The 23,160-nt window shown below is 72.7% G+C and carries 20 protein-coding genes; 12 read left to right on the top strand and 8 right to left on the bottom strand.

From position 1 onward, the window contains the following. The first annotated feature begins 77 nt into the window (after nt 1-77). Nucleotides 78-1,262, top strand: coding sequence for a quinolinate synthase NadA (gene nadA / locus AC4OXY_RS17415; RefSeq protein ID WP_356020859.1), 1,185 nt, complete (start codon nt 78-80; stop codon nt 1,260-1,262). A 188-nt stretch (nt 1,263-1,450) separates the two neighbouring features. On the opposite strand, the gene AC4OXY_RS17420 is transcribed toward nadA, so the two are convergent. The 5 genes from AC4OXY_RS17420 to AC4OXY_RS17440 all read right to left on the bottom strand — a co-directional run bounded on the left by AC4OXY_RS17420 (nt 1,451) and on the right by AC4OXY_RS17440 (nt 7,844). Then, complete coding sequence (locus tag AC4OXY_RS17420; protein WP_491994179.1) at nt 1,451-4,567, bottom strand: efflux RND transporter permease subunit; 3,117 nt, start codon at nt 4,565-4,567, stop codon at nt 1,451-1,453. Between the two features lie 164 nt (nt 4,568-4,731). Further along, nucleotides 4,732-5,412 carry a response regulator gene (locus tag AC4OXY_RS17425; protein ID WP_356020854.1) on the bottom strand — a complete coding sequence of 227 codons (681 nt, stop codon included), beginning with the start codon at nt 5,410-5,412 and terminating at the stop codon, nt 4,732-4,734. A gap of 31 nt (nt 5,413-5,443) precedes the next feature. Further along, nucleotides 5,444-6,658 carry a sensor histidine kinase gene (locus tag AC4OXY_RS17430; RefSeq protein WP_362820557.1) on the bottom strand — a complete coding sequence of 405 codons (1,215 nt, stop codon included), beginning with the start codon at nt 6,656-6,658 and terminating at the stop codon, nt 5,444-5,446. Nucleotides 6,659-6,740: 82 nt separating this feature from the next. Further along, nucleotides 6,741-7,019, bottom strand: coding sequence for a PspA-associated protein PspAA (gene pspAA, locus AC4OXY_RS17435; RefSeq protein WP_356020849.1), 279 nt, complete (start codon nt 7,017-7,019; stop codon nt 6,741-6,743). Nucleotides 7,020-7,052: 33 nt separating this feature from the next. Beyond that, the gene (locus AC4OXY_RS17440; protein ID WP_362820555.1) at nt 7,053-7,844 is read right to left on the bottom strand and encodes a PspA/IM30 family protein; all 792 of its coding nucleotides are present in this window, start codon (nt 7,842-7,844) and stop codon (nt 7,053-7,055) included. A 235-nt stretch (nt 7,845-8,079) separates the two neighbouring features. On the opposite strand from AC4OXY_RS17440, the gene AC4OXY_RS17445 reads away from it, so the two are divergent. The 3 genes from AC4OXY_RS17445 to AC4OXY_RS17455 all read left to right on the top strand — a co-directional run bounded on the left by AC4OXY_RS17445 (nt 8,080) and on the right by AC4OXY_RS17455 (nt 10,760). After that, nucleotides 8,080-8,706, top strand: coding sequence for a DUF3043 domain-containing protein (locus AC4OXY_RS17445; RefSeq protein ID WP_356020845.1), 627 nt, complete (start codon nt 8,080-8,082; stop codon nt 8,704-8,706). 83 nt (nt 8,707-8,789) lie between these two features. After that, complete coding sequence (locus AC4OXY_RS17450; RefSeq protein ID WP_356020843.1) at nt 8,790-9,491, top strand: class I SAM-dependent methyltransferase; 702 nt, start codon at nt 8,790-8,792, stop codon at nt 9,489-9,491. 195 nt (nt 9,492-9,686) lie between these two features. Further along, nucleotides 9,687-10,760 (top strand): S1C family serine protease, encoded by a 1,074-nt coding sequence (locus AC4OXY_RS17455; protein ID WP_491994180.1) that lies wholly within the window; start codon nt 9,687-9,689, stop codon nt 10,758-10,760. A gap of 56 nt (nt 10,761-10,816) precedes the next feature. On the opposite strand, the gene AC4OXY_RS17460 is transcribed toward AC4OXY_RS17455, so the two are convergent. After that, on the bottom strand, nt 10,817-11,035 hold the full coding sequence (locus AC4OXY_RS17460) for a hypothetical protein (protein ID WP_356020840.1): 219 nt from the start codon (nt 11,033-11,035) through the stop codon (nt 10,817-10,819). Between the two features lie 81 nt (nt 11,036-11,116). Between AC4OXY_RS17460 and AC4OXY_RS17465 the strand changes: the two genes are divergently transcribed. Then, the gene (locus tag AC4OXY_RS17465; protein WP_491994181.1) at nt 11,117-12,319 is read left to right on the top strand and encodes a bifunctional adenosylcobinamide kinase/adenosylcobinamide-phosphate guanylyltransferase; all 1,203 of its coding nucleotides are present in this window, start codon (nt 11,117-11,119) and stop codon (nt 12,317-12,319) included. Here AC4OXY_RS17465 and AC4OXY_RS17470 read toward each other — a convergent pair. Beyond that, on the bottom strand, nt 12,295-13,323 hold the full coding sequence (locus AC4OXY_RS17470; protein WP_356020835.1) for a class I SAM-dependent methyltransferase: 1,029 nt from the start codon (nt 13,321-13,323) through the stop codon (nt 12,295-12,297). The genes AC4OXY_RS17465 and AC4OXY_RS17470 overlap by 25 nt on opposite strands. 133 nt (nt 13,324-13,456) lie before the next feature. On the opposite strand from AC4OXY_RS17470, the gene cobT reads away from it, so the two are divergent. The 3 genes from cobT to AC4OXY_RS17485 all read left to right on the top strand — a co-directional run bounded on the left by cobT (nt 13,457) and on the right by AC4OXY_RS17485 (nt 17,244). After that, complete coding sequence (gene cobT / locus AC4OXY_RS17475) at nt 13,457-14,584, top strand: nicotinate-nucleotide--dimethylbenzimidazole phosphoribosyltransferase (protein WP_356020833.1); 1,128 nt, start codon at nt 13,457-13,459, stop codon at nt 14,582-14,584. A gap of 89 nt (nt 14,585-14,673) precedes the next feature. Further along, nucleotides 14,674-16,470, top strand: a complete 1,797-nt coding sequence (locus AC4OXY_RS17480) for a phosphatidylglycerol lysyltransferase domain-containing protein (RefSeq protein ID WP_356020830.1) — start codon at nt 14,674-14,676, stop codon at nt 16,468-16,470. A gap of 42 nt (nt 16,471-16,512) precedes the next feature. Continuing rightward, nucleotides 16,513-17,244 carry a hypothetical protein gene (locus AC4OXY_RS17485; protein WP_356020828.1) on the top strand — a complete coding sequence of 244 codons (732 nt, stop codon included), beginning with the start codon at nt 16,513-16,515 and terminating at the stop codon, nt 17,242-17,244. A gap of 154 nt (nt 17,245-17,398) precedes the next feature. Here the strand turns inward: AC4OXY_RS17485 and AC4OXY_RS17490 are convergent, their stop codons facing one another. Further along, the gene (locus AC4OXY_RS17490) at nt 17,399-18,166 is read right to left on the bottom strand and encodes a hypothetical protein (RefSeq protein ID WP_356020826.1); all 768 of its coding nucleotides are present in this window, start codon (nt 18,164-18,166) and stop codon (nt 17,399-17,401) included. Nucleotides 18,167-18,269: 103 nt separating this feature from the next. Here AC4OXY_RS17490 and AC4OXY_RS17495 point away from each other — a divergent pair, with 103 nt between their 5' ends. The 4 genes from AC4OXY_RS17495 (at nt 18,270) to lpdA (ending at nt 23,156) form a co-directional block, all read left to right on the top strand. Continuing rightward, on the top strand, nt 18,270-19,064 hold the full coding sequence (locus AC4OXY_RS17495; RefSeq protein ID WP_356020824.1) for an adenosylcobinamide-GDP ribazoletransferase: 795 nt from the start codon (nt 18,270-18,272) through the stop codon (nt 19,062-19,064). A gap of 53 nt (nt 19,065-19,117) precedes the next feature. Next, a complete protein-coding gene (locus AC4OXY_RS17500; protein ID WP_362820550.1) occupies nt 19,118-19,729 on the top strand; it encodes an RDD family protein in 612 nt (203 codons plus the stop codon). A 208-nt stretch (nt 19,730-19,937) separates the two neighbouring features. After that, entirely contained in the window at nt 19,938-21,476 is a 1,539-nt protein-coding gene (locus tag AC4OXY_RS17505; protein WP_356020819.1) for a leucyl aminopeptidase, read from the top strand. A gap of 291 nt (nt 21,477-21,767) precedes the next feature. Beyond that, nucleotides 21,768-23,156, top strand: a complete 1,389-nt coding sequence (lpdA, locus tag AC4OXY_RS17510) for a dihydrolipoyl dehydrogenase (protein ID WP_491994182.1) — start codon at nt 21,768-21,770, stop codon at nt 23,154-23,156. Nucleotides 23,157-23,160 lie beyond the last annotated feature (4 nt).

Below are 23,160 nucleotides of genomic sequence, written 5' to 3' on the forward strand. Positions count from 1 at the left end.
ATGGCCATCGTCAAAGTGACGTGAAGCGGATATGATAGATAGCGTCAGTTAGACGAAAAGTAGAAAGGGTGCGTGTCGTGACCACCGCCCAGACCCCGGAGCTCGACGTGCAGCCGACTCCGCTCGCCCTGCTGCTGCTCGGCCGTGAGGCCGACCCGAAGAGCGAGCGGGGCGTCGAGTGTCCCGGTGACCTGCCGTCGCCGTCCGACCCGGACCTGGTCGAGCGCGCCCGCGCGGCCAAGGAGAAGCTCGGTGACAAGGTCTTCGTGCTCGGCCACCACTACCAGCGCGACGAGGTCATCCAGTTCGCCGACGTCACGGGTGACTCCTTCAAGCTGGCCCGGGACGCCGCCGCGCGCCCGGAGGCCGAGTACATCGTCTTCTGCGGTGTGCACTTCATGGCCGAGTCGGCGGACATCCTCACCTCCGACGACCAGAAGGTCGTCCTGCCCGACCTCGCCGCCGGCTGCTCCATGGCCGACATGGCGACGGCCGAGCAGGTCGCCGAGTGCTGGGACGTGCTGACCGAGGCGGGCGTGGCCGAGCACGTCGTGCCGGTCTCGTACATGAACTCCTCGGCCGACATCAAGGCGTTCACCGGCAAGCACGGCGGCACGATCTGCACCTCGTCGAACGCCGAGCGGGCGCTGGAGTGGGCCTTCGAGCAGGGCGAGAAGGTGCTCTTCCTGCCGGACCAGCACCTGGGCCGCAACACCGCCGTCCGCGACATGGGGATGTCCCTGGACGACTGCGTGGTCTACAACCCGCACAAGCCGAACGGCGGCCTGACGGCGGAGCAGCTGCGGGCCGCGAAGATGATCCTGTGGCGCGGCCACTGCTCGGTGCACGGCCGCTTCAGCCTGGACTCGGTCGACGACGTCCGTGAGCGCATCCCGGGCGTGAACGTCCTGGTCCACCCCGAGTGCAAGCACGAGGTCGTGGCCGCGGCCGACTACGTCGGCTCGACCGAGTACATCATCAAGGCCCTGGAGGCCGCGCCGGCCGGGTCCAAGTGGGCCATCGGCACGGAGCTGAACCTGGTCCGCCGACTGGCGAACCGTTTCGCTCCCGAGGGCAAGGAGATCGTCTTCCTCGACAAGACGGTCTGCTTCTGCTCGACCATGAACCGCATCGACCTGCCCCACCTGGTCTGGACCCTGGAGTCCCTGGCCGAGGGCACCCTGGTCAACCGGATCGAGGTCGACAAGGAGACCGAGGCGTTCGCCAAGCTGGCCCTGGAGCGGATGCTCGCGCTGCCGTAGGCATCTTCGGCTGTACGTGGGGAAGGGGCGCTTTCCGGTGTCGGGAGGCGCCCCTTTCGTGCCACGGTCGGGGGAACGGTTCCCGATCTCACGAACTGCTCGACGCCGTCGTCCCGGTGGACCGGGCCTGATACGCGTCGGCCGGACCCGCGCTGCGACGCGGGCCCGGCCGACGGCACAACCGGCTCCTACACTCCGGCCGGCTCCGGTTCGTCCAAGGCGGACTCGGCCTGGACCGGTGTGCCCTTCTTCGCCGCCCGCTTCTTCGCCCGGCGCTCCTTGCGGAGTTCCAGCATGGCGTAGAGCGTCGGGACGAGGAGCAGGGTCAGCAGGGTGGACGTGATCAGGCCGCCGATGACGACGACCGCGAGGGGCTGGGCGATGAAGCCGCCCTCGCCCGTGACGCCCAGGGCCATCGGCAGCAGGGCGAAGATCGTCGCCAGGGCCGTCATCAGGATCGGGCGCAGCCGGTGGCGGCCGCCCTCGATCACGGCCTCGACCACGCCGTAGCCCTGTCCGCGGTACTGGTTGATCAGGTCGATCAGCACGATCGCGTTGGTGACCACGATGCCGATCAGCATCAGCATGCCGATCATCGCCGGGACGCCCATCGGGGTGCCGGTGGCGACCAGCAGGCCGATCGCGCCCGTCGCCGCGAACGGGATCGAGACCAGCAGGATCAGCGGCTGGACCAGCGAACGGAACGTCGCGACCAGGAGCATGAAGACGATCGCGACGGCCGCCAGCATGGCCAGGGCCAGGTTCTTGAACGCGTCGTTCTGGTCGGAGGTGACGCCGCCGATCTCGGCCGTGGCACCCGTCGGCAGCTTCAGCGCCTTGATCTTCGACTGGAGCTTGGTGCTGATGGCACCCGTGTTGTCACCGGTCGGCTTCGCCGTGATGGTCGCGGCGCGCTGCCCGTCGATCCGGGTCAGCGACACCGGCCCGTCCACCACCTGCACCGTGGCGAGGTCACCCAGCTTGGCCGGGCCCACCCGCAGGTTCTTCAGCTGGGCCAGGGTGGTCGCGGGCTCGGCCGACCGCACCACGACGTCGCGCTCGGTGTCGTCGAGGGTCGCCTTCGCCGCCGTCGTGCCGCGCACCCCCTCCGCGACCAGCGCGCCGAGCTTCTGGTCGTCCAGACCGGCGGCCGCCGCCTTCGCGTTGGCCCTGACCGAGATCCGCGGCACGCTGGTCGAGAGGTCGCTGGTGACGTCCGTGACGCCGCCGAGGCCCGCGACCGTGGAGCGGACCTGGTCCGCCGCCGTGCGCAGCGTCTGCGGGTCGGCGGCCTTGACCACCACGCTCAGGTTCTGGTTGCCGAAGCCGTCACCGGCGGACACGGTGGTCGTGCCGATGCCGGAGAGCTTCTTCAGCCCGTCCTCCAGGTGCTTTTGGACGTCGTCGTACGACTTCGAGTCCTTCAGCATGACCTGGTACGACGCCTGGTTGGTGCCGGTGCCGCCGCCGAAGGCCGCCATGAAGCCGGAGGAGCCGACGGTGACCTGGTAGTCCTTGACGCCCTTGGTCGAGGCGATGAGCCGCTCGACCTTCTTCGCCTGGACGTCGGTGGCCGCGAGGCTGGTGCCGGGCTTCAACTCCTGCTTGACCGTGAGGACTTCCTGCGCGCCCTGGTCGAAGAAGTTGGTCTTCAGCATGCCGCCCATGCCGAACGTGAGCACCAGGACCACGACCGCGATCAGCAGGCTGGTCAGGCGGCGGCGCGTGGCGAAGCGCAGGACGGGGACGTAGACGCGCTGGAGGCGGCTGTTCGCCTCCTTCTCCTCCGCCCGGCGCCGGGCCTCGGCCGCGTCGTCCGGGGTGCCCTTGGGGGCGCGCACGAACCAGTACGACAGGACCGGGACGACCGTCAGCGACACGACCAGCGAGGCCAGCAGGGCCGCCGTCACCGTGATGCTGAACGAGCCGAACAGGGCGCCCACCATGCCGCCGACCAGGCCGATCGGCAGGAACACGGCGACCGTGGTGAGGGTCGAGGAGGTGACCGCGCCGGCCACCTCGCGCACCGCGGTGACGATCGCCGCCTGCCGCTCCTCGCCGTAGCCGAGGTGCCGCTTGATGTTCTCCAGGACCACGATCGAGTCGTCCACGACCCGGCCGATGGCGATGGTCAGCGCGCCCAGCGTGAGCATGTTCAGGGACAGGCCGCGCGTCCACAGCACGATCAGGGCGAGGACGACGGACAGCGGGATGGACACCGCCGTGACCAGCGTCGAGCGGATCGACGCGAGGAAGACCAGGATGATGAGGACCGCGAAGAGCAGGCCGAGCGCGCCCTCGGTGGTCAGGCCCTTGATGGACTTGGAGACGGCCGGGCCCTGGTCGCTGACGACCGTGAGGTCGGCACCCGAGCCGAGCTGCGTGCGCAGGCCGGGCAGCTTGTCCTTGACGGCGTTCGAGATGGTGACCGCGCTGCCGTCGTGGTCCATGGTCACGTTGACGGCGAGGCTGGGCCTGCCGTCGGTGCGGGTGATGGAGTCGGCCGGGGCCGGCTGCTCCTTGACCGCGGCCACGTCACCGAGGCGTACGGGCTTGCCGCCGCCCTCGCCGGTGACCGTCAGGTCCTGGATCTGCGCGAGCGAGGTGAAGCCGCCGCCGACCTGGACGGTGCGGTTCACGCCGCCCTCGTCGAAGGAGCCGGCCGGGACGGTCGCGCCGCCCGCCTGGAGGGCCTGGCCGAGCGCGGCGGGGGTGAGACCGGCCTGCGCCAGCTTCGCGCCGTCCGGGGTGACCGTGACCTGGAGGTCGCGCACACCGGTGACCGCGACGCGGCCGACACCGGAGATGTCCTTCAGCGTCGGTACGACGGTCTTGTCCAGCTGGTCGGCGAGGGCCTGCTGGTCCTTGTCGGAGGTGACGGCGAGGACGACAGTCGGCATGTCGTCGGTCGAGCCGGAGACGACCTGCGGGTCGACGCCGGACGGGAGCTGGTTGCGGGCCCGGTTGACGGCCTGCTGGACGTCGGAGACGAGCTGCTTGGTGTCGTTGCCGTAGTCGAAGGACGCCATGATCACGGCGTTGCCCTCGCTGGCGGTCGAGGTGACGCCCTTGACGCCGTCGACGCCCTGGAGGTTGTTCTCGATCGGCTCGATGACCTGCTTCTCGACCACATCGGGCGAGGCGCCCTGGTACGGCGCGATCACCGAGACCATGGGCAGGTTGATGGTGGGCAGCAGCTGCTGCTTGATCTGGGGTATCGCGATCAGCCCGAAGACGAGCGCGATGAGCGACATCAGGCCGATCAGGGCCCTTTGGCGCAGGCTGAACCTCGACAGCCAGGACATGGGTCAGGGTCTCTCAATCTATGAGCGGCAGACCCTCTCACCCTCGCCCATCGCGGAGGGCGAAACCGTAGCCCCAGGGTCCATTTCCTTATCCGCGCCCTACTCCGCCCGCAGTACGCCGGGTGGAGAACGGAGTACACCGTGGGTCGGCCCCGGGGTGGAGATCAGTCCGTGCGCGGCCTGACCAGCCCCGACTCGTACGCGATCACCACGAGCTGGGCCCGGTCGCGGGCGCCCAGCTTGGCCATGGCCCGGTTGACGTGCGTCTTGACCGTGAGCGGGCTGACCTCCAGGCGCTCGGCGATCTCGTCGTTGGAGTGGCCGCCGGCGACCTGGACCAGCACCTCCCGCTCCCGTCCGGTGAGCGCGCCGAGCCGCTCGGAGCGCGCGGGGTCGCGGCCGTCGTCGCCGTCGCCCTGGGCGAGGAAGCGGGCGATCAGCCCCTTGGTGGCGGTCGGCGACAGCAGGGCCTCGCCGCCCGCCGCGACCCGGATGGCGTTCAGCAGCTCCTCCGGCTCGCTGCCCTTGCCGAGGAAGCCGGAGGCGCCCGCGCGCAGCGCCTGGACGACGTAGTCGTCGACCTCGAAGGTCGTCAGGATGACCACGCGGACCTCGGAGAGGGACGGGTCCTCGCTGATCATCCGGGTGGCGGCGAGCCCGTCCGTGCCGGGCATCCGGATGTCCATGAGGACGACGTCGGCGCCCTGCTCCCTGGCCAGCCGGACCGCCTCCGCGCCGTCGGAGGCCTCGCCGATCACCTCCATGTCGGGCTCGGAGTCGACGAGCACCCGGAACGCGCTGCGCAGCAGGGCCTGGTCGTCGGCGAGCAGGACACGGATCGTCATGCGGGCTCCCCCGGGGGCCGTCGTACGGCGCTCAGGCCGTACGGGTCTCGGTGCGGGTCTTGACGGGCAGGATCGCATGGACGCGGAAGCCGCCGCCGTAGCGGGGTCCGGTGGTGAGGGTGCCGCCGAGGGCGGCGACCCGCTCGCGCATGCCGAGCAGCCCGTGCCCGCCGCCGGTGCCGGGTGCGCTCGGCCCGCCCGGGCCGTCGTCCACCACGGTCACCTCGATGTCCGGTCCCACGCGGACGACGCTGACCTCGGCCCTGGCACCGGTCCCGGCGTGCTTCTGCACATTGGTCAGGGCCTCCTGGACGATGCGGTACGCGGCCAGCTCGACGGCGGCGGGCAGATCGGCGTCCGGTCCGGCGCGGGCCACCTCCACCGGGAGCCCGGCGCTGCGGAAGGTGCCCGCGAGCTCCTCCAGCCGACCGAGCCCGGGCGCGGGCTCGGTGGGTGCCTCGGGGTCGCCGGACTGCCGGAGCAGGCCGACGGTCGCGCGCAACTCGTCGAGGGCGCTGCGGCTGGCCTCGCGGACGTGGGCGAGGGCCTCCTTGGCCTGGTCCGGCCGCTTGTCCATGACGTGCGCGGCGACCCCTGCCTGCACGTTCACCAGGGCGATGTGATGGGCGACGACGTCGTGCAGATCGCGGGCGATGCGCAGCCGCTCCTCGGCGACCCGGCGCCGGGCCTCCTCCTCACGGGTCCGCTCGGCCCGTTCGGCCCGCTCGCGGATGGCCTGCACGACCGCGCGCCGGCTGCGCACGGCGTCCCCGGCGGTGGCGCCGATTCCGGTCCAGGCGAGCACGCCCAGGTTCTCCTGCGCGTACCAGGGCAGGGGGCCGCCGAGCATCGCGGCGGCCGTCAGCACGGTCATGGTGAGCAGGCCGACGCGCAGGGTGGTGGTCCGGTCGGTGGTCGAGGCGACGGTGTAGAGGGCGACGACGGCGGCCATCGTGACCGGGGCGCGCGGGTCACCGGTGACGCACTCGACGACGGCGAGCGTGCCGGTGACGGCGAGCACCGGCATGGGGGTGCGGCGCCGGAAGACGAGCGCGCCCGCGGCGAGCAGCATGAGGAGGAGGCTCAGGGCGGCCGGGGTGCGGGCGCCCCAGGCGACCCCGTCGGTCCCGCGCGGCGTCACGAACGATCCCGCGATCATGCACACCAGCACGCCCGCGGCGAGGCCCGCGTCCAGGGCCCACGGGTGCGCCCTGACGCTGCAACGGGCGCGTTCGAGAGTGCTCACAGGAGGAACAGTACGGGGGCTTCGCGCCACCCTGTCCTCGTGCCGGGCGGGGTGGTCACGCACCACCCGGTTCACCCGGAGGTCAGCCCGGGATCAGCCCCTCGTCGCCGAGCATCTCCCGGACCTCCTCCAGCGAGGCGTCCGGCGACGGAAGGATCAGTTCCGAGGGCTCCAGCGCATCGTCCGCAAGCGGAGCGCCGAGGCGGCGGACGGCGTCGAGGAGGGCGCCGAGGACACGGCGGAAGCCTTCCTCGTCGCCGCTCTCCATCTCGTCCAGCAGCTCGTCGTCCAGCTTGTTCAGCTCAGGGAAGTGGGAGTCGGCCAGTTGCCACTGGCCCTCCCCCATGATCCGCACGATCACGTCGGCCTCCTCGGCTCGGGCCCCGGTGCCGGACTACTGCTTGTCGAAACGCGGGGTGTCCTGCGGCTGCTGCTGGGGCTGCCCCTGCGCGGTACCGCCCTCGATGGCCTGCTGCGGGGAACCCCCGGCCAGTTCGGCCTTCATCCGCTGGAGCTCCAGCTCCACATCCGTACCACCGGAGAGCCGGTCCAGCTCGGCGGCGATGTCGTCCTTGGCCGTGCCGGTCGGGTCGTCGAGGGCGCCGGAGGCGAGGAGTTCGTCGATGGCGCCGGCGCGGGCCTGGAGCTGCTGCGTCTTGTCCTCGGCGCGCTGGATGGCCAGGCCGACGTCGCCCATCTCCTCGGAGATGCCGGTGAAGGCCTCGCCGATGCGGGTCTGGGCCTGGGCGGCGGTGTAGGTGGCCTTGATGGTCTCCTTCTTCGTGCGGAAGGCGTCCACCTTGGCCTGGAGGCGCTGGGCCGCGAGGGTGAGCTTCTCCTCCTCGCCCTGGAGGGTCGCGTGCTGCGTCTCCAGGTCGGTGACCTGCTGCTGGAGGGCGGCGCGGCGGGACAGCGCCTCGCGGGCCAGGTCCTCGCGGCCGAGCGCGAGCGCCTTGCGGCCCTGGTCCTCCAGCTTGGAGGACTGCTGCTGCAACTGGTTGAGCTGGAGTTCCAGACGCTTGCGGCTGGTCGCCACGTCGGCGACGCCCCGGCGCACCTTCTGGAGCAGCTCCAGCTGCTTCTGGTACGAGTAATCGAGGGTCTCGCGCGGGTCCTCGGCCCGGTCAAGGGCCTTGTTCGCCTTCGCGCGGAAGATCATCCCCATACGCTTCATGACACCGCTCATGGGCTTCGCGCGCCCCCTTCTGACGGACTCCAGCTCACAGATCCTGCGACAGGACCCACAGTACGGGCCCTGACTCCATTACCGCACTGTTCGGGGAGTGATGCGCTCATCCCCAAGGACGACTGCGGACCGTACCGCTCCGGCGTGAGGAGTAGGTGACCCCCTGTCGTGACGTCCCCTCTGTCCCCTAACGACGACTGGCGTTGCCGGATCGTTCCCCACTGGGCTGGGGTCCATGCCGGTGCAGCGCTTACCCTTGGTCTTTGTGTTCCGTAGCCGTGCCAAGGAAGAGAAGGCCCACGCCGACAAGGCGCAGGTGACCGACTCCAAGCAGCCCCGTGACCCGCAGGCCAAGAAGGGCAGGCCCACGCCCAAGCGCAGTGAGGCCCAGTCCCAGCGCCGCAGCGTCGCCCATACGCCGACGACCCGCAAGGACGCCGCCAAGCGCCAGCGCGAGGAGCGGCGCCAGGCGCTGGAGCGCCAGCGCCAGGCCCTGGCCACCGGCGACGAGCGGTATCTGCCGGCCCGGGACAAGGGCCCGGTGCGCCGCTTCGCCCGGGACTGGGTGGACTCCCGGTTCAACGTGGCGGAGTTCTTCCTGCCGCTGGCCGTGGTCATCCTCGTGCTGAGCGTGGTGAGGGTGGGCGCGATCCAGAGCATCGCGCTGCTGCTGTGGCTGATCGTGATCGTGCTCATCGTGCTGGACGGGGCGATCAGCGGCTTCCGGCTGAAGAAGCGCCTCAAGGAGAAGTTCTCCGGGCAGAACACCCGGGGCGCCGTCGCCTACGCCCTGATGCGCTCCCTCCAGATGCGCCGGCTCCGGCTGCCCAAGCCGCAGGTCAAGCGCGGAGAGCGGCCCTGAGCGCAGACGCCTTCACCGGGGATGCGGCGGGTGCCTGGCTGCGCAGGCTGGGCGGGCTGCGTGATGTCGTCCGGCAGGAGCTGGTGGCCCGGCAGCTGGACGAGCAGATAGCCGGGCGGTTCCCGGTCGGACAGCGGCTGCGGGTGCTCGACGTGGGGATGGGCCAGGGCACGCAGGCGCTGCGGCTGGCCCGGCTCGGTCACCAGGTCACCGGCGTCGAGCAGGACGCGGCGATGATCGACGCCGCCCGTGCGGCGCTGGCCGCGCAGCCCGAGGGCATCCGCGAGCGGGTCCGGCTGGTGCAGGGCGACGGGCGGGACACGGGTGTGCACTTCCTGCCGGGCAGCTTCGACGTGGTGCTGTGCCACGGCGTGCTGATGTACGTCGAGGAGCCCGACCCGCTGGTGGCGGGCCTGGCCCGGATGCTGGCCCCCGGCGGCCTGCTCTCCCTGCTGGTGCGCAACGGCGACGCGCTCGCCATGCGCCCGGGCCTGTGCGGTGACTGGGCGGGCGCCCTGGCCGCGTACGACACGACGGCGTACCACAACCGGCTGGGCCTGGACGTCCGGGCCGACCGGCTGGCCACGCTGACCGCGACGCTCGCCGGCCTCGCGGCCCCGCTGCACGCCTGGTACGGCGTGCGGGTCTTCACGGACACGGCCGCCGACGACGCCCCGATCCCGGACGACCTGGACACACTCCTGGCAGCCGAGGAACGGGCCGGCCGCACCGACCCCTACCGCGGCGTGGCGGCACTGCTGCACCTGTGCGGCGTACGCGGCTGAACCAGCCGCCCCCACCCCTTCCCACGACCACGGCCCGGACCTCCGGCCACACGACCCCGCCGCACGCCCGGTACGGCGTGCGGGTCTTCACGGACACGGCCGCCGACGACGCCCCGATCCGGCGGAGCCGGGCACCCGCGCCCGTTCGGAGGAACAGCGCGGGCCGGGTGACCGGCGGCCGGTGAGACTCGGGGCATGGACGCTACCCGTACCCGTGCCCTCGGCCGGGCCGTGGCCGCTGCCGCGCTGGTGTGCTGCGCGGCCCTCGTCGCCGGCTGCTCCCCCGCCTCCGCCCCGGCGGCCCAGGACTCCCCGACGACGGCACGGGCGGACGTCCCGATGGCCGCGAGCGATCTCCAGGGCCAGTACCAGAAGGTGATCAAGGAGGTCCTGCCGTCGGTCGTGCAGATCCAGGCGCGCGACGAGCTCGGCTCCGGGGTGGTGTACGACGACCGGGGACACATCGTCACCAACGCGCACGTGGTCGGGCAGGACAAGACCTTCAGGGTGACCACGGCCAACAGCGAGGAGCCGCTCACCGCGAGCCTCGTGTACTCGTATCCCGTGCAGGACCTGGCCGTGATCAAGCTGGACAAGGTGCCGGACGGGCTGCGGGCGGCGACGTTCGGCGACTCCGAGAAGGTGGACGTCGGCCAGATCGTGCTGGCCATGGGCTCGCCGCTCGGCCTGTCGTCCAGCGTGACACAGGGCATCGTCTCGGCGGTCGGACGGACCGTCAGCGAGACCCGCTCGCGCGGCGGTACGGGCGCGACGCTCGCCAACCTGGTGCAGACCTCGGCCGCCATCAACCCCGGCAACAGCGGCGGCGCCCTGGTCAACCTGAACGGGGAGGTCATCGGCATCCCGACGCTCGCCGCCGCCGACCCCGCCCTCGGGGGCAGCGCGGCGCCCGGCATCGGGTTCGCCATCCCGGCGTCGATGGTGAGGACGATCGCCGGCCAGATCGTGAAGGAAGGCAGGGTCGTCGACTCGGGGCGGGCCGCGCTCGGCGTCATCGGGCGGACGGTCGTGGACGCGAGCTACCGGCCGGCCGGGGTGGCGGTGGTCAGCGTCAAGCCCGGCAGCGCGGCCGCCAGGGCGGGCCTGCGGCAGGGCGACATCATCACCAGGCTGGGCAACCAGCCCATCAGCACCATCACTTCCCTCGCCGAGGCACTGGCGGCGGACAGGCCGGGCCAGAAGACGTCGGTGACGTACGAGCGGGGCGGCGCCGCGAAGACGGTGCACGTGACGCTCGGCGAGCAGTGAGGGACCGGCGAAGGGGAGGCCGGGGGTACGGCCGTACGGCCGTACCCCCGCCGCCCTCAGCTCTCGGCGGCGGCGCGCAGGCTCATCGGAGCCGGGTAGATCTCGGTGCCGTCCTCGAACAGCCGCACCTGCTCGGTGCCGCCGTCCAGCAGCGCCCGCCACTGCTCGCCGATCCAGGACTCGGCATCCCCCTGCGTGGTGAACTCCTCGGGCTCCACGGCGGGCTCGACCTCCGTCCCGTCGGCCTTCTCGAACCGCCACGTCCATGCCGTCATGCAGGGCCTCCTTCGATCCAACACGTGCTGGCAGACTAGCCGGAAGCGCGAGACCTGATCAGACGGGCGAAAATCGATTCCGTGGAAGTGACTCTGCTCGGTACCGGCGCCCCGGCCGGACTGCCCCGCCCCGACTGCCCCTGTGCCGCCTGCGCGAGTGCGCTCGGACCGGACGCCCGGGCGGCGACCGCCGTGCTGGTGGACGGGGCGCTGCTGCTCGACCTCACGCCGGGCGTGGCGTTCGCGGCGGCGCGGGCCGGGCATTCGCTCGGCGGGCTGCGGCAGGTGCTGCTGTCGCATCCGCACGACGGCCCGGCGGTGGAGGTGCCGGCCGGGCTGCCGCAGCCCGGCCGGGTCCCGGACGGGCGGGAGTTGGCGCTGCTGACGGGGCATCGGGTGCGGGCGGTCGCGATGGACGCGGGCGGCACCGGGTACGCGGTGACGGGACCGGACGGGCAGCGGCTGCTGTACCTGCCGCCGGGCGGCGCCCCGGCCGGTCTGGAGGGGCCGAGGGCGGAGTCGTACCACCTGGTCCTCGCGGACGTGGCGGGCCGGCCCGACGCGCTGGCCCGGCTGCGGGCGGTGGGTTCGGCCGGCCCGACGACGGACGTGGTCGCCGTCCACCTGGACCACGACGTGCCGCCCGGCCCGGAGACGCGGCGGCGGCTGGCGGCGGCCGGGGCGCGGGCGGTGCCGGACGGTACGACGCTGACCGTCGGGGTGTACGAGGACGTGCCGGACGTGCCGCGCCGCACCCTGGTGCTGGGCGGGGCGCGCTCGGGCAAGTCCGTGGAGGCCGAGCGGCGCCTGGAGCCCTTCCCGGACGTGCTGTACGTGGCGACCGGCGGTGTGCGCGGCGGGGACACCGAGTGGGCGGCCCGGGTGGCCCTGCACCGGGACCGGCGGCCGGGCTCGTGGCGTACGACGGAGACGACCGACCTCGTGCCGCTGCTGGGCCGGGACGGCCCGCCGCTGCTGATCGACTGCCTGTCGCTGTGGCTGACGGACGCGATGGACGCCGTGGGGGCGTGGGACGACGCGGAGTGGGCGGGCGGCGGCGAGAAGCTGCTGCGGGAGCGGGTGCGCGAACTGACGGACGCGGTGCGCGCGACGCGCCGGACGGTGGTGGCGGTCTCGAACGAGGTGGGCTCGGGCATCGTCCCGGCCACCGCCTCCGGGCGGCGCTACCGGGACGAACTCGGGCGGCTGAACGCGGCGTTCGCGGCCGAGTGCGAACAGGTGCTGCTGGTGGTGGCGGGTCAGGCGCTGGTGCTGCGGGGCTGATCGCGGCGGGCTCCCGCGCCGGGCGCCCGGTCGAGGCGGGCGAGGACGCGGTACGCGTTCGAGAAGCGGGTGCGGCGCAGCAGCGGCGCCAGGATGTGGTCCAGGGCCGAGGCCGCGGCGACGGCGGGGCCGAAGGCCCGCCGGAGGAACGAGGGCGCCTGGGCCAGGGACAGGGACAGCGCCGCCGACAGGTCGTAGGGGATGTGGGGTGCCCGGCGGTCCGTCGTGAGGATCGTGCAGCCCTGGGCCTCCAGCTCCGCGCACAGGTTGGCCAGCGGCAGCAGGTGGAGATGGCGGGGCTGGCCGTACGGGAGCCACCGGCGGCCCAGCAGCCTCCCGAACAGGCTGCGCGGGTCCGGGAGTTCGATCAGCAGGAGGCCGCCGGGGCGCAGCGCCGCCAGGGCCGCGCGGAGTTCGGCGCGCGGGTCGGGGCTGTGCTCCAGGTGGTGGAACACGCTGACCACGTCGTAGCGCGAGCGCAGCCGGGGCAGGACCCAGGGGTTCGTGAGATCGCCGATGTGCGCCTCCTCGACGCGGCCCGCCCGGCGGGCCTGTTCGACGCGCGGGGTCGGGTCCAGGCCGTCGAAGGACGTGTACGGGAGGACCTCCCTGGCCGTCTCGGGGAAGCGGGCGTGCCCCGTGCCCACGTCCAGCCAGCTCTCCGGCTCGGCCAGCGCCAGCACGGCATGGGCCGCGGCCAGGTGCCGGCGGCGGACGGCGCCCGGGGACAGGATCCGGTCGGCGAAGTCGCCCAGGTGGCTGGCGTAGAAGGCCAGGTGGCGCAGGGCGAGGCCCTCCGCCGTGAGCCGGGGGTTCTGGAAGGCGTGCCCGCAGTCGCGGCACTGCTGCACGGCGCAGGTGCCCGGGCCGCGGCGGCGCGGCGGCGTGGCCCGCGCCCGGGTGCGCAGCCGCCTGCCGCCGCACCAGGGGCAGTCCGCGCGGCGCGGCTCGTGGTGCGGGTCGGCGGGCGACCCGGTGTGCGGGGTGGGGGGCGAGGTCGGCATGGGCGGCTCCCTGTGCGACATTCCGCTGCAAAACGGAACGTATGGGATACCGATCTTGGGTGCAAAGACGTCATGCGGGTGTGGTGGCGACGTGGCGCGGGAGGAGCCGTTCGCTGGCGGTACTGTTCGGCGAATGAGCAGGCTTAATCTGGACGACTTCACCGATCTGATCGAGCGCCCTGACGGGGGTGTTCGCCGTGACGCCGAGGCCCGGCGGGAGCGCCAGATCGTGCCCCCCGGGGCACTGGGGCGCCTCGACGAGCTGGGCGAGTGGCTGGCCGCCGCACAGAGCGCCGCACCGGTACGGCCGGTAGAGCGGCCACGGGTGATCCTCTTCGCCGGTGACCACGGGGTCGCCGAGCTGGGCGTCTCGGCGCGGCCGGCGGGCGGCGCCGGGCAGCTGGTGCGGGCGGTGCTGGAGGGCGCGAGCCCGGTGTCCGTGCTCGCACGGCGCCAGGAGGTCCCCGTACGGGTCGTGGACATGGCGCTGGACTGCGACCCGGACGCCTTCCCCGAGGACGTCGTACGGCACCGGGTGCGGCGCGGCAGCGGCCGTATCGACATCGAGGACGCGCTCACCGCGGACGAGGCCGAGGCGGCCCTGCGGGCGGGCATGGCGATCGCCGACGAGGAGGCCGACTCGGGTACGGACCTGGTCGTGCTCGGCGACATCAGCGTGGGCGGTACCACCCCGGCGGCGGTCCTGATCGCGGCGCTGTGCGGGACCGACGCGTCGGTGGTGACCGGACGCGGCGGGCTCGCGATCGACGACCTGGCGTGGATGCGCAAGTGCGCGGCGATCCGGGACGCGCTGCGGCGGGCCCGGCCGGTGCTCGGGGACCAGTTGCAGCTGCTGGCGGCCGTGGGCGGCGCGGACCTGGCCGCGATGACCGGGTTCCTGCTCCAGTGCGCCGTACGGAAGCTGCCGGTGATCCTGGACGGCGTGGTGGCCGCGGCCTGTGCGCTGGTCGGGCAGCGGATCGCCTTCCGGGCGCCGGACTGGTGGCTGGCCGGGCACGACAGCGGGGAGCCGGGACAGGCGAAGGCGCTGGACCGGATGGCGCTGGAGCCGCTGCTGCAGCAGGGCGTCAGGGTCGGCGAGGGCACGGGTGCGCTGCTCGCGCTGCCCCTGGTCCGCTCCGCGGCGGCGCTGGCGGCGGAGCTGCCCGAGAAGCCGGAGGAACTTTCCGGGAATTCCGCGAAGGAACCCGGGGAAGCAGAGGTGGCGGGGACAGCGGGGGAACCGGCGGAAGAGGAGTAGAGCGGCAGCGCCCGGGGTCAGCGGGACGAGGGGGGCGCCCCGGCGGAAAAGTGTGGTTCGCCAGGGCGGCCCCCATATGATCCTGCCCCATGGGAGATGCCCGAATTGCCGTACCACCGCAAGCCGAACCGGGGCGCCCGGGTGAGCAGGGGCGGCGGTCCACCGGGGCTTCCCGACGGGCCGCCGCCTTCGCCGTCTGGTACCTGCGGACCGTCGCCTTCATCAACTTCCTCAGCGCGGTCTGGGTCTCGCTCGGGCAGGACGTGCGCCGGCACAACCAGGACGACTACTTCACGCCATACCTGCTGACGGCCGGCTTCGCCTCGGGCGTCTTCACCGCGTTCCTCGCGATCACCATGCGCCGTCGCAAACGGGCGGCGTGGATCCTCAACCTGGTGATGAGCGGGGCGTTCCTGGCGCTGTTCGCGTTCGCCATGGTGTTCCCGGAGATCCGGCGGTACACGCAGAACTGGATCTCGCTCGGCCTCACGGCCGTCTTCGTCGGCGCGCTGCTGGCCGGCCGCCGGGAGTTCTACGCCAAGGGCGACCGCTCCAACCCCCGGCTCGCCGCGACGGTCGCCACCGGCGGCGGGCTCGCCGCCTCCCTGCTCGCCGGGCTGCTGATCACCCTCACCAACGAGGCGCCGGACGCGGCCCGTTCGACCTTCCTGGAGCGCTGGCACTACGGGGCCCTGCGCCTGGTGTCGGTGGCCGCCGACGAGTCCCGCTTCCCCGGCATCGACCCGCCGAACTGGGCCAACGTCGCGATCAACGTGCTCAGCACGGCCCTCGTCCTCGCCGTCTTCTACGCCGCCTTCCGCTCCCGGCGCGCCGTCGACCCGCTGACCGAGGACGACGAGAAACGGCTGCGGGCCCTGCTGGACCGGCACGGCGAGCGGGACTCGCTGGGCTACTTCGCGCTGCGCCGGGAGAAGAGCGTGGTGTGGTCGCCGACCGGGAAGGCGGCCGTCGCCTACCGGGTCGTCGGCGGGGTCTCGCTCGCCTCGGGGGACCCGATCGGGGACCCCGAGGCCTGGCCGGGGGCGATCGATCCGTGGCTGGCCGAGGCGCGGGCGCACGGCTGGATCCCGGCGGTGATGGGCGCGAGCGAGGAGGCGGGCACGATCTACGCCCGGCACGGCCTGGACGCGCTCGAACTCGGCGACGAGGCGCTCGTGGAGGTGGCCGAGTTCACCCTGGAGGGACGGGCCATGCGCACCGTGCGCCAGGCGCACAACCGGGTGAAGCGGGCCGGGTACACGGTGCGCATCCGGCGCCACGCGGACATCCCGGCGGACGAGATGACGCAGCTGGTGGAGCGGGCGGACGACTGGCGCGACGGGGCGACCGAGCGCGGGTTCAGCATGGCGCTGGGGCGGCTCGGGGACCCCGAGGACGGACAGTGCGTGATGCTGGAGTGCGCCGACGCCGAGGGCAGGCTGCGCGCGCTGCTGTCCTTCGTGCCGTGGGGCCCGCACGGACTGTCCCTGGACCTGATGCGCCGGGACCGCGACTCCGACAACGGGCTGATGGAGTTCATGGTCATCGAACTGCTGCGCCGGGCGGGCGAGATCAGGATCACGCAGGTCTCACTGAACTTCGCCATGTTCCGTTCGGTCTTCGAACGTGGCGCGCGCCTCGGTGCCGGTCCGGTGCTGCGGCTGTGGCGGTCGCTGCTCAGCTTCTTCTCCCGCTGGTGGCAGATCGAGTCGCTGTACCGCGCCAACGCCAAGTACCGGCCCATCTGGGAGCCGCGGTTCCTGCTCTTCGAGAAGAGCGCGGACCTGCTGCGCATCGGACTCGCCTCGGCCCGCGCGGAGGGTTTCCTGGAGGCGCCGGGACTGCCGAAGTGGCTGCACCGCAGGCATCTCGACACGCACCGATGACCGTACGGGGATCACGGGGACGACGGGGATGAGGAACACCTGATGAGCACGCTCGCCCGCTGGGCCCGTGAGGAGTGGGGGCTGCTGTGCGTCACCCTGCGCGACGCCCTGCTGAAGCGGCGCCTGCGGGCGATCCCGATGACACTCTCGGCAGTGGGCCTGACGGCTCTGCTCCAGTGGGTGCAGAACCAGCAGTGGGGCTATCAGTTCGTGCAGAACATGGGCGCCGTACGGGCCGAGGACCCCCTGTGGCTGGCCCTGCTGCGCACCCCTCTCTCCCTCTTCGTGCCGGCGCTGGACCTGCCCGTGTGGGGTGCGCTCGCGCAGATCCTGCTGGTGTTCGGGATCGCCGAGGTGTGCATCGGCTGGTGGCGGACGCTGACCATCGCGTACGTCGCCACGCTCGCCGGGACCCTGTACGCGCGCGTGGGCATCTCCCTCGGCACGCACGCCCCGTTCGGGCTGCCCTGGACGGACGCACAGGTGGTGGACACCGGCCCGTCGGCGGCCGTGGTGGGACTCGCCGTGTACGTGGCCTGGCGGTACGGCGCGTACGCCACGGCGGGCGCGGTGACCGTCGCCATGGTGGCCGAGGTGCTCGTCAAGGAGAACCTGGCGGGCAAGGAGCACCTGGCCGCACTGATGGCCGTCGGGACACTGTGCCTGGCGGTGGCGGTCCGCCACCGGTTCGGCCACGAACTGCGACAACGCCTGCGCCACGCGCCCGGCAACCGCACCGGACGCGGATCGGGCTTGCCCCCGGTCAAGCACTGAAACCCCCGGGGACCGCCCCACGCCGCACCGTCACCCGCGACCACCGGGCAGCGCGCCGGCCCTGGATCCGGCTTGCCGCCGGTCAAGCCCTCCCCCCGGGGACCGCCCCCGCCGCGCCGCCACGGCAGACGTACCGCAGCCGCCCGCGGCACCGTCAACCACGGCCGCCCGGTGACCGCGCCGGGCGTGGATCGGGTTTGCCGCCGATCAAGTCCTGGAACGCCCGCCGGGGACCGGCCCAGCGGCGGTCGTGGTGGTAGGCGCGCAGGGTCGCGCGGGCGCGGGTGCGGGGGCGGCGGCCGTAGAAGCGGCGGGCCCAGGGGGAGCCGGGCCGGGCCAGCCGGACGGCGCCCACGAGCGCGACCAGCGGCACGATCACGCCGAAGACCGCGGTGCGGGCCTTGCCCTTGCTCAGCGCGATGAGCGAGAGGAGGAAGTTCCCGGTGATGCTGGCGGCGACCGTGCCCCGGCTCTGGAGTTCCTGCTGGGACAGGTCGTTGACGCCGAACGGGGAGAACCCGGCGAGCAGCAGCCCGACGAGCGCCGCGGTGAGGACGACGGCCTCGACGCTCTTGCGGCCCTCCTCGCTCCAGTAGACGTCGTCCAGGTGCAGGATCAGCGCGAACTCGTCCAGGACCAGCCCGGCACCCATGCCGAACAGCACCGCGGAGCCCGCCCCCGCGACGCCGTGCCGGTCGCTGGCGACGGCGCCGAAGCCGCCGACGACGGTGAGGACGACCCCGGGCACGACGTGGTGGATGTGCAGCCCGCCCGCCCTGACGTTGCCGAACGGGCCCTTGCCGGCCCGGATCAGGCGGGTGATCACCCGGGTGACCAGGAAGGTCAGCACGAACGCCGCGAGGGCGAGCAGCAGCGGGAGTTTGCCCGGTTCGAGGATGTTCCGCTCCCACCAGTGCCCCATGTGCGCACATTACCCGCATAAGCGCCGTCTTCTTCAGCTCTGCCCGGTCCGCGCTTCAGCCGGGGGTCGGGGAGGCCCGACGGCCGCCGGATACCCTGCGCCGATGCCCACGACCTCGTCACCCTCGCCTCTCGACGGCCTCCGTTTCGCCTTCGGCACCCTCACCGCGCTGCCCGTCCGGGTGCACCGCTGGGACCGCGGGGCCGCGCGCGGCGGCATGCTGGCCGCACCGGCGGCCGGGCTGGTGGTCGGCGCGGCGGCGGCCGGCCTCGGCCTGCTGCTGCTCGCCCTCGGCGCCGGCCCGCTGCTCGCCGCCGTCGGCTCCGTCGCCGTACCGGCGGCGCTGACCCGCGGCCTGCACCTCGACGGCCTCGCGGACACGGCGGACGGGCTGGGCAGCGGCAAGCCCGCGGAGGACGCCCTGCGGATCATGAAGCAGTCGGACATCGGCCCCTTCGGCGTCCTCACCCTGGTCCTGACCCTGCTGGCCCAGGTCGCCGTGCTGGCCCAGCTCTACGGCGACTCCTGGGGCCGGGGCGCGGCGGCGGCCCTGACCTGCGCGGTGGCCGCCCGCCTCGCCCTCACCCTGGCCGCCCGCACCGGCGTACCGGCGGCCCGCCCGGAGGGGCTCGGCGCGGCGGTCGCCGAAGTCGTGCCGACGCGCGGCGCGCTGGTGGCCGCGGCGCTGTGCACGCTCGCGGCGGCGGCCGGGGGCGTGCCGTTCGGGGCGTACGGCACCGTCCGCGCGGCGGCCGCCGTGCTGCTGTCCCTGGCCGCGGCCGAGCTGCTGCTGCGGCGCTGCGTACGGCGGTTCGGCGGGGTCACGGGGGACGTCTTCGGGGCGCTGGAGGAGACGGCGGCCACGGCGGCGCTGGTGGTACTGGCCTTCGGCCACTGAGCGCTAAGCTCTCCGCCCGTACACGGACAAGTGAGCACGATCGGGGGATCTCCGTGCTGAAACTGCGCCGCGGGACGGCCTGGTTCATAGATTTCGCACTCGTGACGGGCGCGGCCGTGCTGCTGGCCGTCCTCACCTTCCACCGCATCACCGCCCTCGTCACCGACGTCCCGTCCCTGGCCACGAAGGGCGGCCTCGACCTCGTCACCTCGCGCGGCGACGTCGTCGGCGCCTCCGAACACCTCGGGCTCTCCCTGTGGGACTCGGTGGTGCTGGACGTGGAGGAGGCCTTCGGGGCACTCGTTCTCGTCACGTTCCTGTACCAGTGGGCCTGTCTGCGACTGCTCGGCCGCACCCTCGGCAAGGGCCTGCTCGGCCTGCGGGTCACCCCGCGGCGGTCCCGGCACACCCTGCGCCGCGCGGCCGTCACCACCGCGGCCGACGTCGCGGTGTTCGCGCTGGCCTGCGTGCTGCTGATCGAGGGCCACTTCCTTCTGTCGCTGCTGCTCTGGGCGGCCGCGATGGTGTTGTTCCTGGTCAACGCGCTGCCGGTGCTCTTCCCCGGCCGCCGCTCGCTGGCCGACCGGCTGGCCGGCACCTCCGTCGAGGGCGCCTTGCGGCGGGCCGGTTCCGGTGCGCCGGGCGGCGTGCCCAAGGGGTGGTGAGTGGCCGTGACATCACAGTCCGGTGAACACCCGGGGGAATGAGTGGACGCCCGCACGCGCGTAGTCTCGTTGCGGGTGTCCGCCGACACGGTGAAGGCCCCGGTCGCCACCTGTCCCCAGGCCTGGACCTAGGGTCGGCTCCCGGGCCCGGTCGACCCACCCCGCATCGGCCACAGCAACTTCACATCGGAAGCGAGAATTCACCACCGTGACTGCTCTGACTCTCAGCACCTCCGCGGCGCCCGGCCTCCGGGCCGACGCGATCGTGATCGGTGTCGCCAAGGGAACCAAGGGCCCCGTCGTGGCGCCGGGCGCCGAGGCCGTGGACAAGGCGTACGGCGGCAAGCTGGCCGGCGTCCTGGAGACCCTCGGCGCCTCGGGTGCCGAGGGCGAGCTGACCAAGCTGCCCGCTCCGGCGGACTTCAAGGCCCCGCTCGTGGTGGCGGTGGGCCTGGGCGCCGAGTCCGACGCCAAGGGCGAGGCGGACGGCTTTGACGCCGACGCGCTGCGCAAGGCGGCCGGCGTGGCCGCCCGCGCGCTCGCCGGTGCCAAGAAGGCCGCGTTCGCGCTGCCCGTCGACGGGCCGGGCGCCGTCGGCGCGATCGCCGAGGGCGTGCTGCTCGGCGCGTACGCCTTCGACGCCTACAAGGAGGCCGCGAACGGCTCCGCCAAGGGCAAGAACGGCAAGGCGCCGCTCGCCGAGGCCGCGCTGCTCGGCGGCAAGCCGCGCGACGCCGCCCACAAGAGTGCCCTCGCCCGCGCCGTCGCGGTCTCCGAGGAGCTGAACCGCGCCCGCGACCTGATCAACACCCCGCCGAACGACCTGACGCCGGCCATCTTCGCGGACCTCGCGCAGACCGCGGCCAAGGAGCACGGCCTCAAGGTGCAGGTGCTCGACGACAAGGCCCTGGTCAAGGGCGGCTACGGCGGCATCCTCGGCGTCGGCGGCGGCTCGGCCGCGACCCCGCGCCTGGTGAAGCTGTCGTACAAGCACCCGAAGGCGGACAAGCACCTGGCCTTCGTCGGCAAGGGCATCACCTACGACTCGGGCGGCATCTCGCTGAAGCCGGCCGGCCACAACGAGACCATGAAGTGCGACATGAGCGGTGCCGCCGCCGTGTTCGCCGCGGTCGTCGCCGCCGCCCGCCTCGGCCTGGAGGTCAACGTCACCGGCTGGCTCGCGCTGGCCGAGAACATGCCCTCCGGCTCCGCGGTGCGCCCGGGTGACGTGCTGCGCATGTACAGCGGCAAGACGGTGGAGGTGCTCAACACCGACGCCGAGGGCCGGCTGGTGCTGGCCGACGCGCTGTGGGCGGCCTCGCTGGAGAAGCCGGACGCGATCGTGGACGTCGCGACCCTCACCGGCGCGATGATGCTGGCCCTGGGCAGCCGCACCTTCGGTGTCATGGCCAACGACGACGCGTTCCGCTCCGCGCTGCACGAGGCGGCCGAGGAGGTCGGCGAGCCGGCCTGGCCGATGCCGCTGCCGGAGCACCTGCGCAAGGGCATGGAGTCCCAGGTCGCCGACATCGCGAACATGGGCGAGCGGATGGGCGGCGGCCTGGTCGCCGGTCTGTTCCTGCGCGAGTTCGTGGGCGAGGGCATCACCTGGGCGCACCTCGACATCGCCGGCCCGGCGTTCAACGAGGGCGGGGCGTTCGGGTACACGCCGAAGGGCGGTACCGGTTCGGCGGTGCGCACGCTGGTCCGGCTGGCCGAGCAGACCGCCTCCGGCGACCTGGGCTGACGTTCGTCCGTGAGCTCGGGGCTCACTGCCGTATCGCCGTTCCGCCGCGTGGGGGCCGGTCGCGCCCACGCGGCGGAGCCGCACATCGAATACGGCCCCGCGCCCCTTCGGGCGCTCTAGTGGGACGTCTCACACCCCGGCCCGGCGTCTCGTACGCCTCGAACAAGTGCAAAGATGGAGCCCGGCAGGACAGGGCCCCCACCGAAGGGCCGAAGCATCAAGCGGCCGGACACCAGCCGCCCGCCGGTCACTGGAGATCGGCGCAAGGCGCACATGCATGGAGGACGTGACGTGGCGAACGACGCCAGCACCGTTTTCGACCTAGTGATCCTCGGCGGTGGTAGCGGTGGTTACGCCGCGGCCCTGCGCGGGGCGCAGCTGGGCCTGGACGTCGCCCTGATCGAGAAGGACAAGGTCGGCGGCACCTGCCTGCACCGGGGTTGCATCCCCACCAAGGCCCTGCTCCACGCGGGCGAGATCGCCGACCAGGCCCGCGAGAGCGAGCAGTTCGGCGTCAAGGCCACCTTCGAGGGCATCGACGTCCCGGCCGTCCACAAGTACAAGGACGGCGTCATCGCCGGCCTGTACAAGGGCCTGCAGGGTCTGATCGCGTCCCGCAAGGTGACCTACATCGAGGGTGAGGGCCGGCTGTCCTCGCCCACCTCCGTCGACGTGAACGGCCGGCGCGTCCAGGGCCGCCACGTCCTGCTGGCGACCGGCTCCGTGCCGAAGTCGCTGCCGGGCCTGGAGATCGACGGCAACCGGATCATCTCCTCCGACCACGCCCTCGTCCTGGACCGCGTGCCGCAGTCCGCGATCATCCTGGGCGGCGGTGTCATCGGCGTCGAGTTCGCCTCGGCGTGGAAGTCCTTCGGCTCGGACGTCACGGTCATCGAGGGCCTGAAGCACCTCGTCCCGGTCGAGGACGAGAACTCCTCGAAGCTTCTTGAGCGCGCGTTCCGCAAGCGCGGCATCAAGTTCAACCTCGGCACCTTCTTCCAGAAGGCCGAGTACACGCAGAACGGCGTGAAGGTCAGCCTCGCCGACGGCAAGGAGTTCGAGGCCGAGGTCCTCCTCGTCGCCGTCGGCCGTGGCCCGGTCTCCCAGGGCCTGGGCTACGAGGAGCAGGGCGTCGCCATGGACCGCGGCTACGTCCTGGTCGACGAGTACATGCGGACGAACGTCCCGACCATCTCCGCCGTCGGTGACCTGGTCCCGACGCTCCAGCTCGCGCACGTCGGCTTCGCCGAGGGCATCCTGGTGGCAGAGCGTCTGGCCGGTCTGAAGGTCGTTCCGATCGACTACGACGGTGTCCCGCGGGTGACGTACTGCCACCCGGAGGTCGCCTCCGTCGGTATCACCGAGGCCAAGGCCAAGGAGATCTACGGCGCGGACAAGGTCGTCGCTCTGAAGTACAACCTGGCGGGCAACGGCAAGAGCAAGATCCTGAACACCGCGGGCGAGATCAAGCTCGTCCAGGTGAAGGACGGTGCCGTGGTCGGCGTCCACATGGTCGGCGACCGCATGGGCGAGCAGGTCGGCGAGGCCCAGCTGATCTACAACTGGGAGGCGCTGCCGGCCGAGGTCGCCCAGCTCATCCACGCCCACCCGACGCAGAACGAGGCGATGGGCGAGGCGCACCTGGCGCTGGCCGGCAAGCCGCTGCACTCCCACGACTGAGCCT

The organism is Streptomyces sp. HUAS MG56 (assembly GCF_058673395.1).

Excerpts from the sequence above, each read along its gene's own strand:
- AC4OXY_RS17420 (WP_491994179.1), bottom strand. The coding sequence starts at position 4,567 with ATGTCCTGGCTGTCGAGGTTCAGCCTGCGCCAAAGGGCCCTGATCGGC.
- AC4OXY_RS17425 (WP_356020854.1), bottom strand. The coding sequence starts at position 5,412 with ATGACGATCCGTGTCCTGCTCGCCGACGACCAGGCCCTGCTGCGCAGC.
- AC4OXY_RS17440 (WP_362820555.1), bottom strand. The coding sequence starts at position 7,844 with ATGAGCGGTGTCATGAAGCGTATGGGGATGATCTTCCGCGCGAAGGCG.
- AC4OXY_RS17445 (WP_356020845.1), top strand. The coding sequence starts at position 8,080 with ATGCCGGTGCAGCGCTTACCCTTGGTCTTTGTGTTCCGTAGCCGTGCC.
- AC4OXY_RS17455 (WP_491994180.1), top strand. The coding sequence starts at position 9,687 with ATGGACGCTACCCGTACCCGTGCCCTCGGCCGGGCCGTGGCCGCTGCC.
- AC4OXY_RS17460 (WP_356020840.1), bottom strand. The coding sequence starts at position 11,035 with ATGACGGCATGGACGTGGCGGTTCGAGAAGGCCGACGGGACGGAGGTC.
- AC4OXY_RS17470 (WP_356020835.1), bottom strand. The coding sequence starts at position 13,323 with ATGCCGACCTCGCCCCCCACCCCGCACACCGGGTCGCCCGCCGACCCG.
- cobT (WP_356020833.1), top strand. The coding sequence starts at position 13,457 with ATGAGCAGGCTTAATCTGGACGACTTCACCGATCTGATCGAGCGCCCT.
- AC4OXY_RS17480 (WP_356020830.1), top strand. The coding sequence starts at position 14,674 with ATGGGAGATGCCCGAATTGCCGTACCACCGCAAGCCGAACCGGGGCGC.
- AC4OXY_RS17485 (WP_356020828.1), top strand. The coding sequence starts at position 16,513 with ATGAGCACGCTCGCCCGCTGGGCCCGTGAGGAGTGGGGGCTGCTGTGC.
- AC4OXY_RS17490 (WP_356020826.1), bottom strand. The coding sequence starts at position 18,166 with ATGGGGCACTGGTGGGAGCGGAACATCCTCGAACCGGGCAAACTCCCG.
- AC4OXY_RS17495 (WP_356020824.1), top strand. The coding sequence starts at position 18,270 with ATGCCCACGACCTCGTCACCCTCGCCTCTCGACGGCCTCCGTTTCGCC.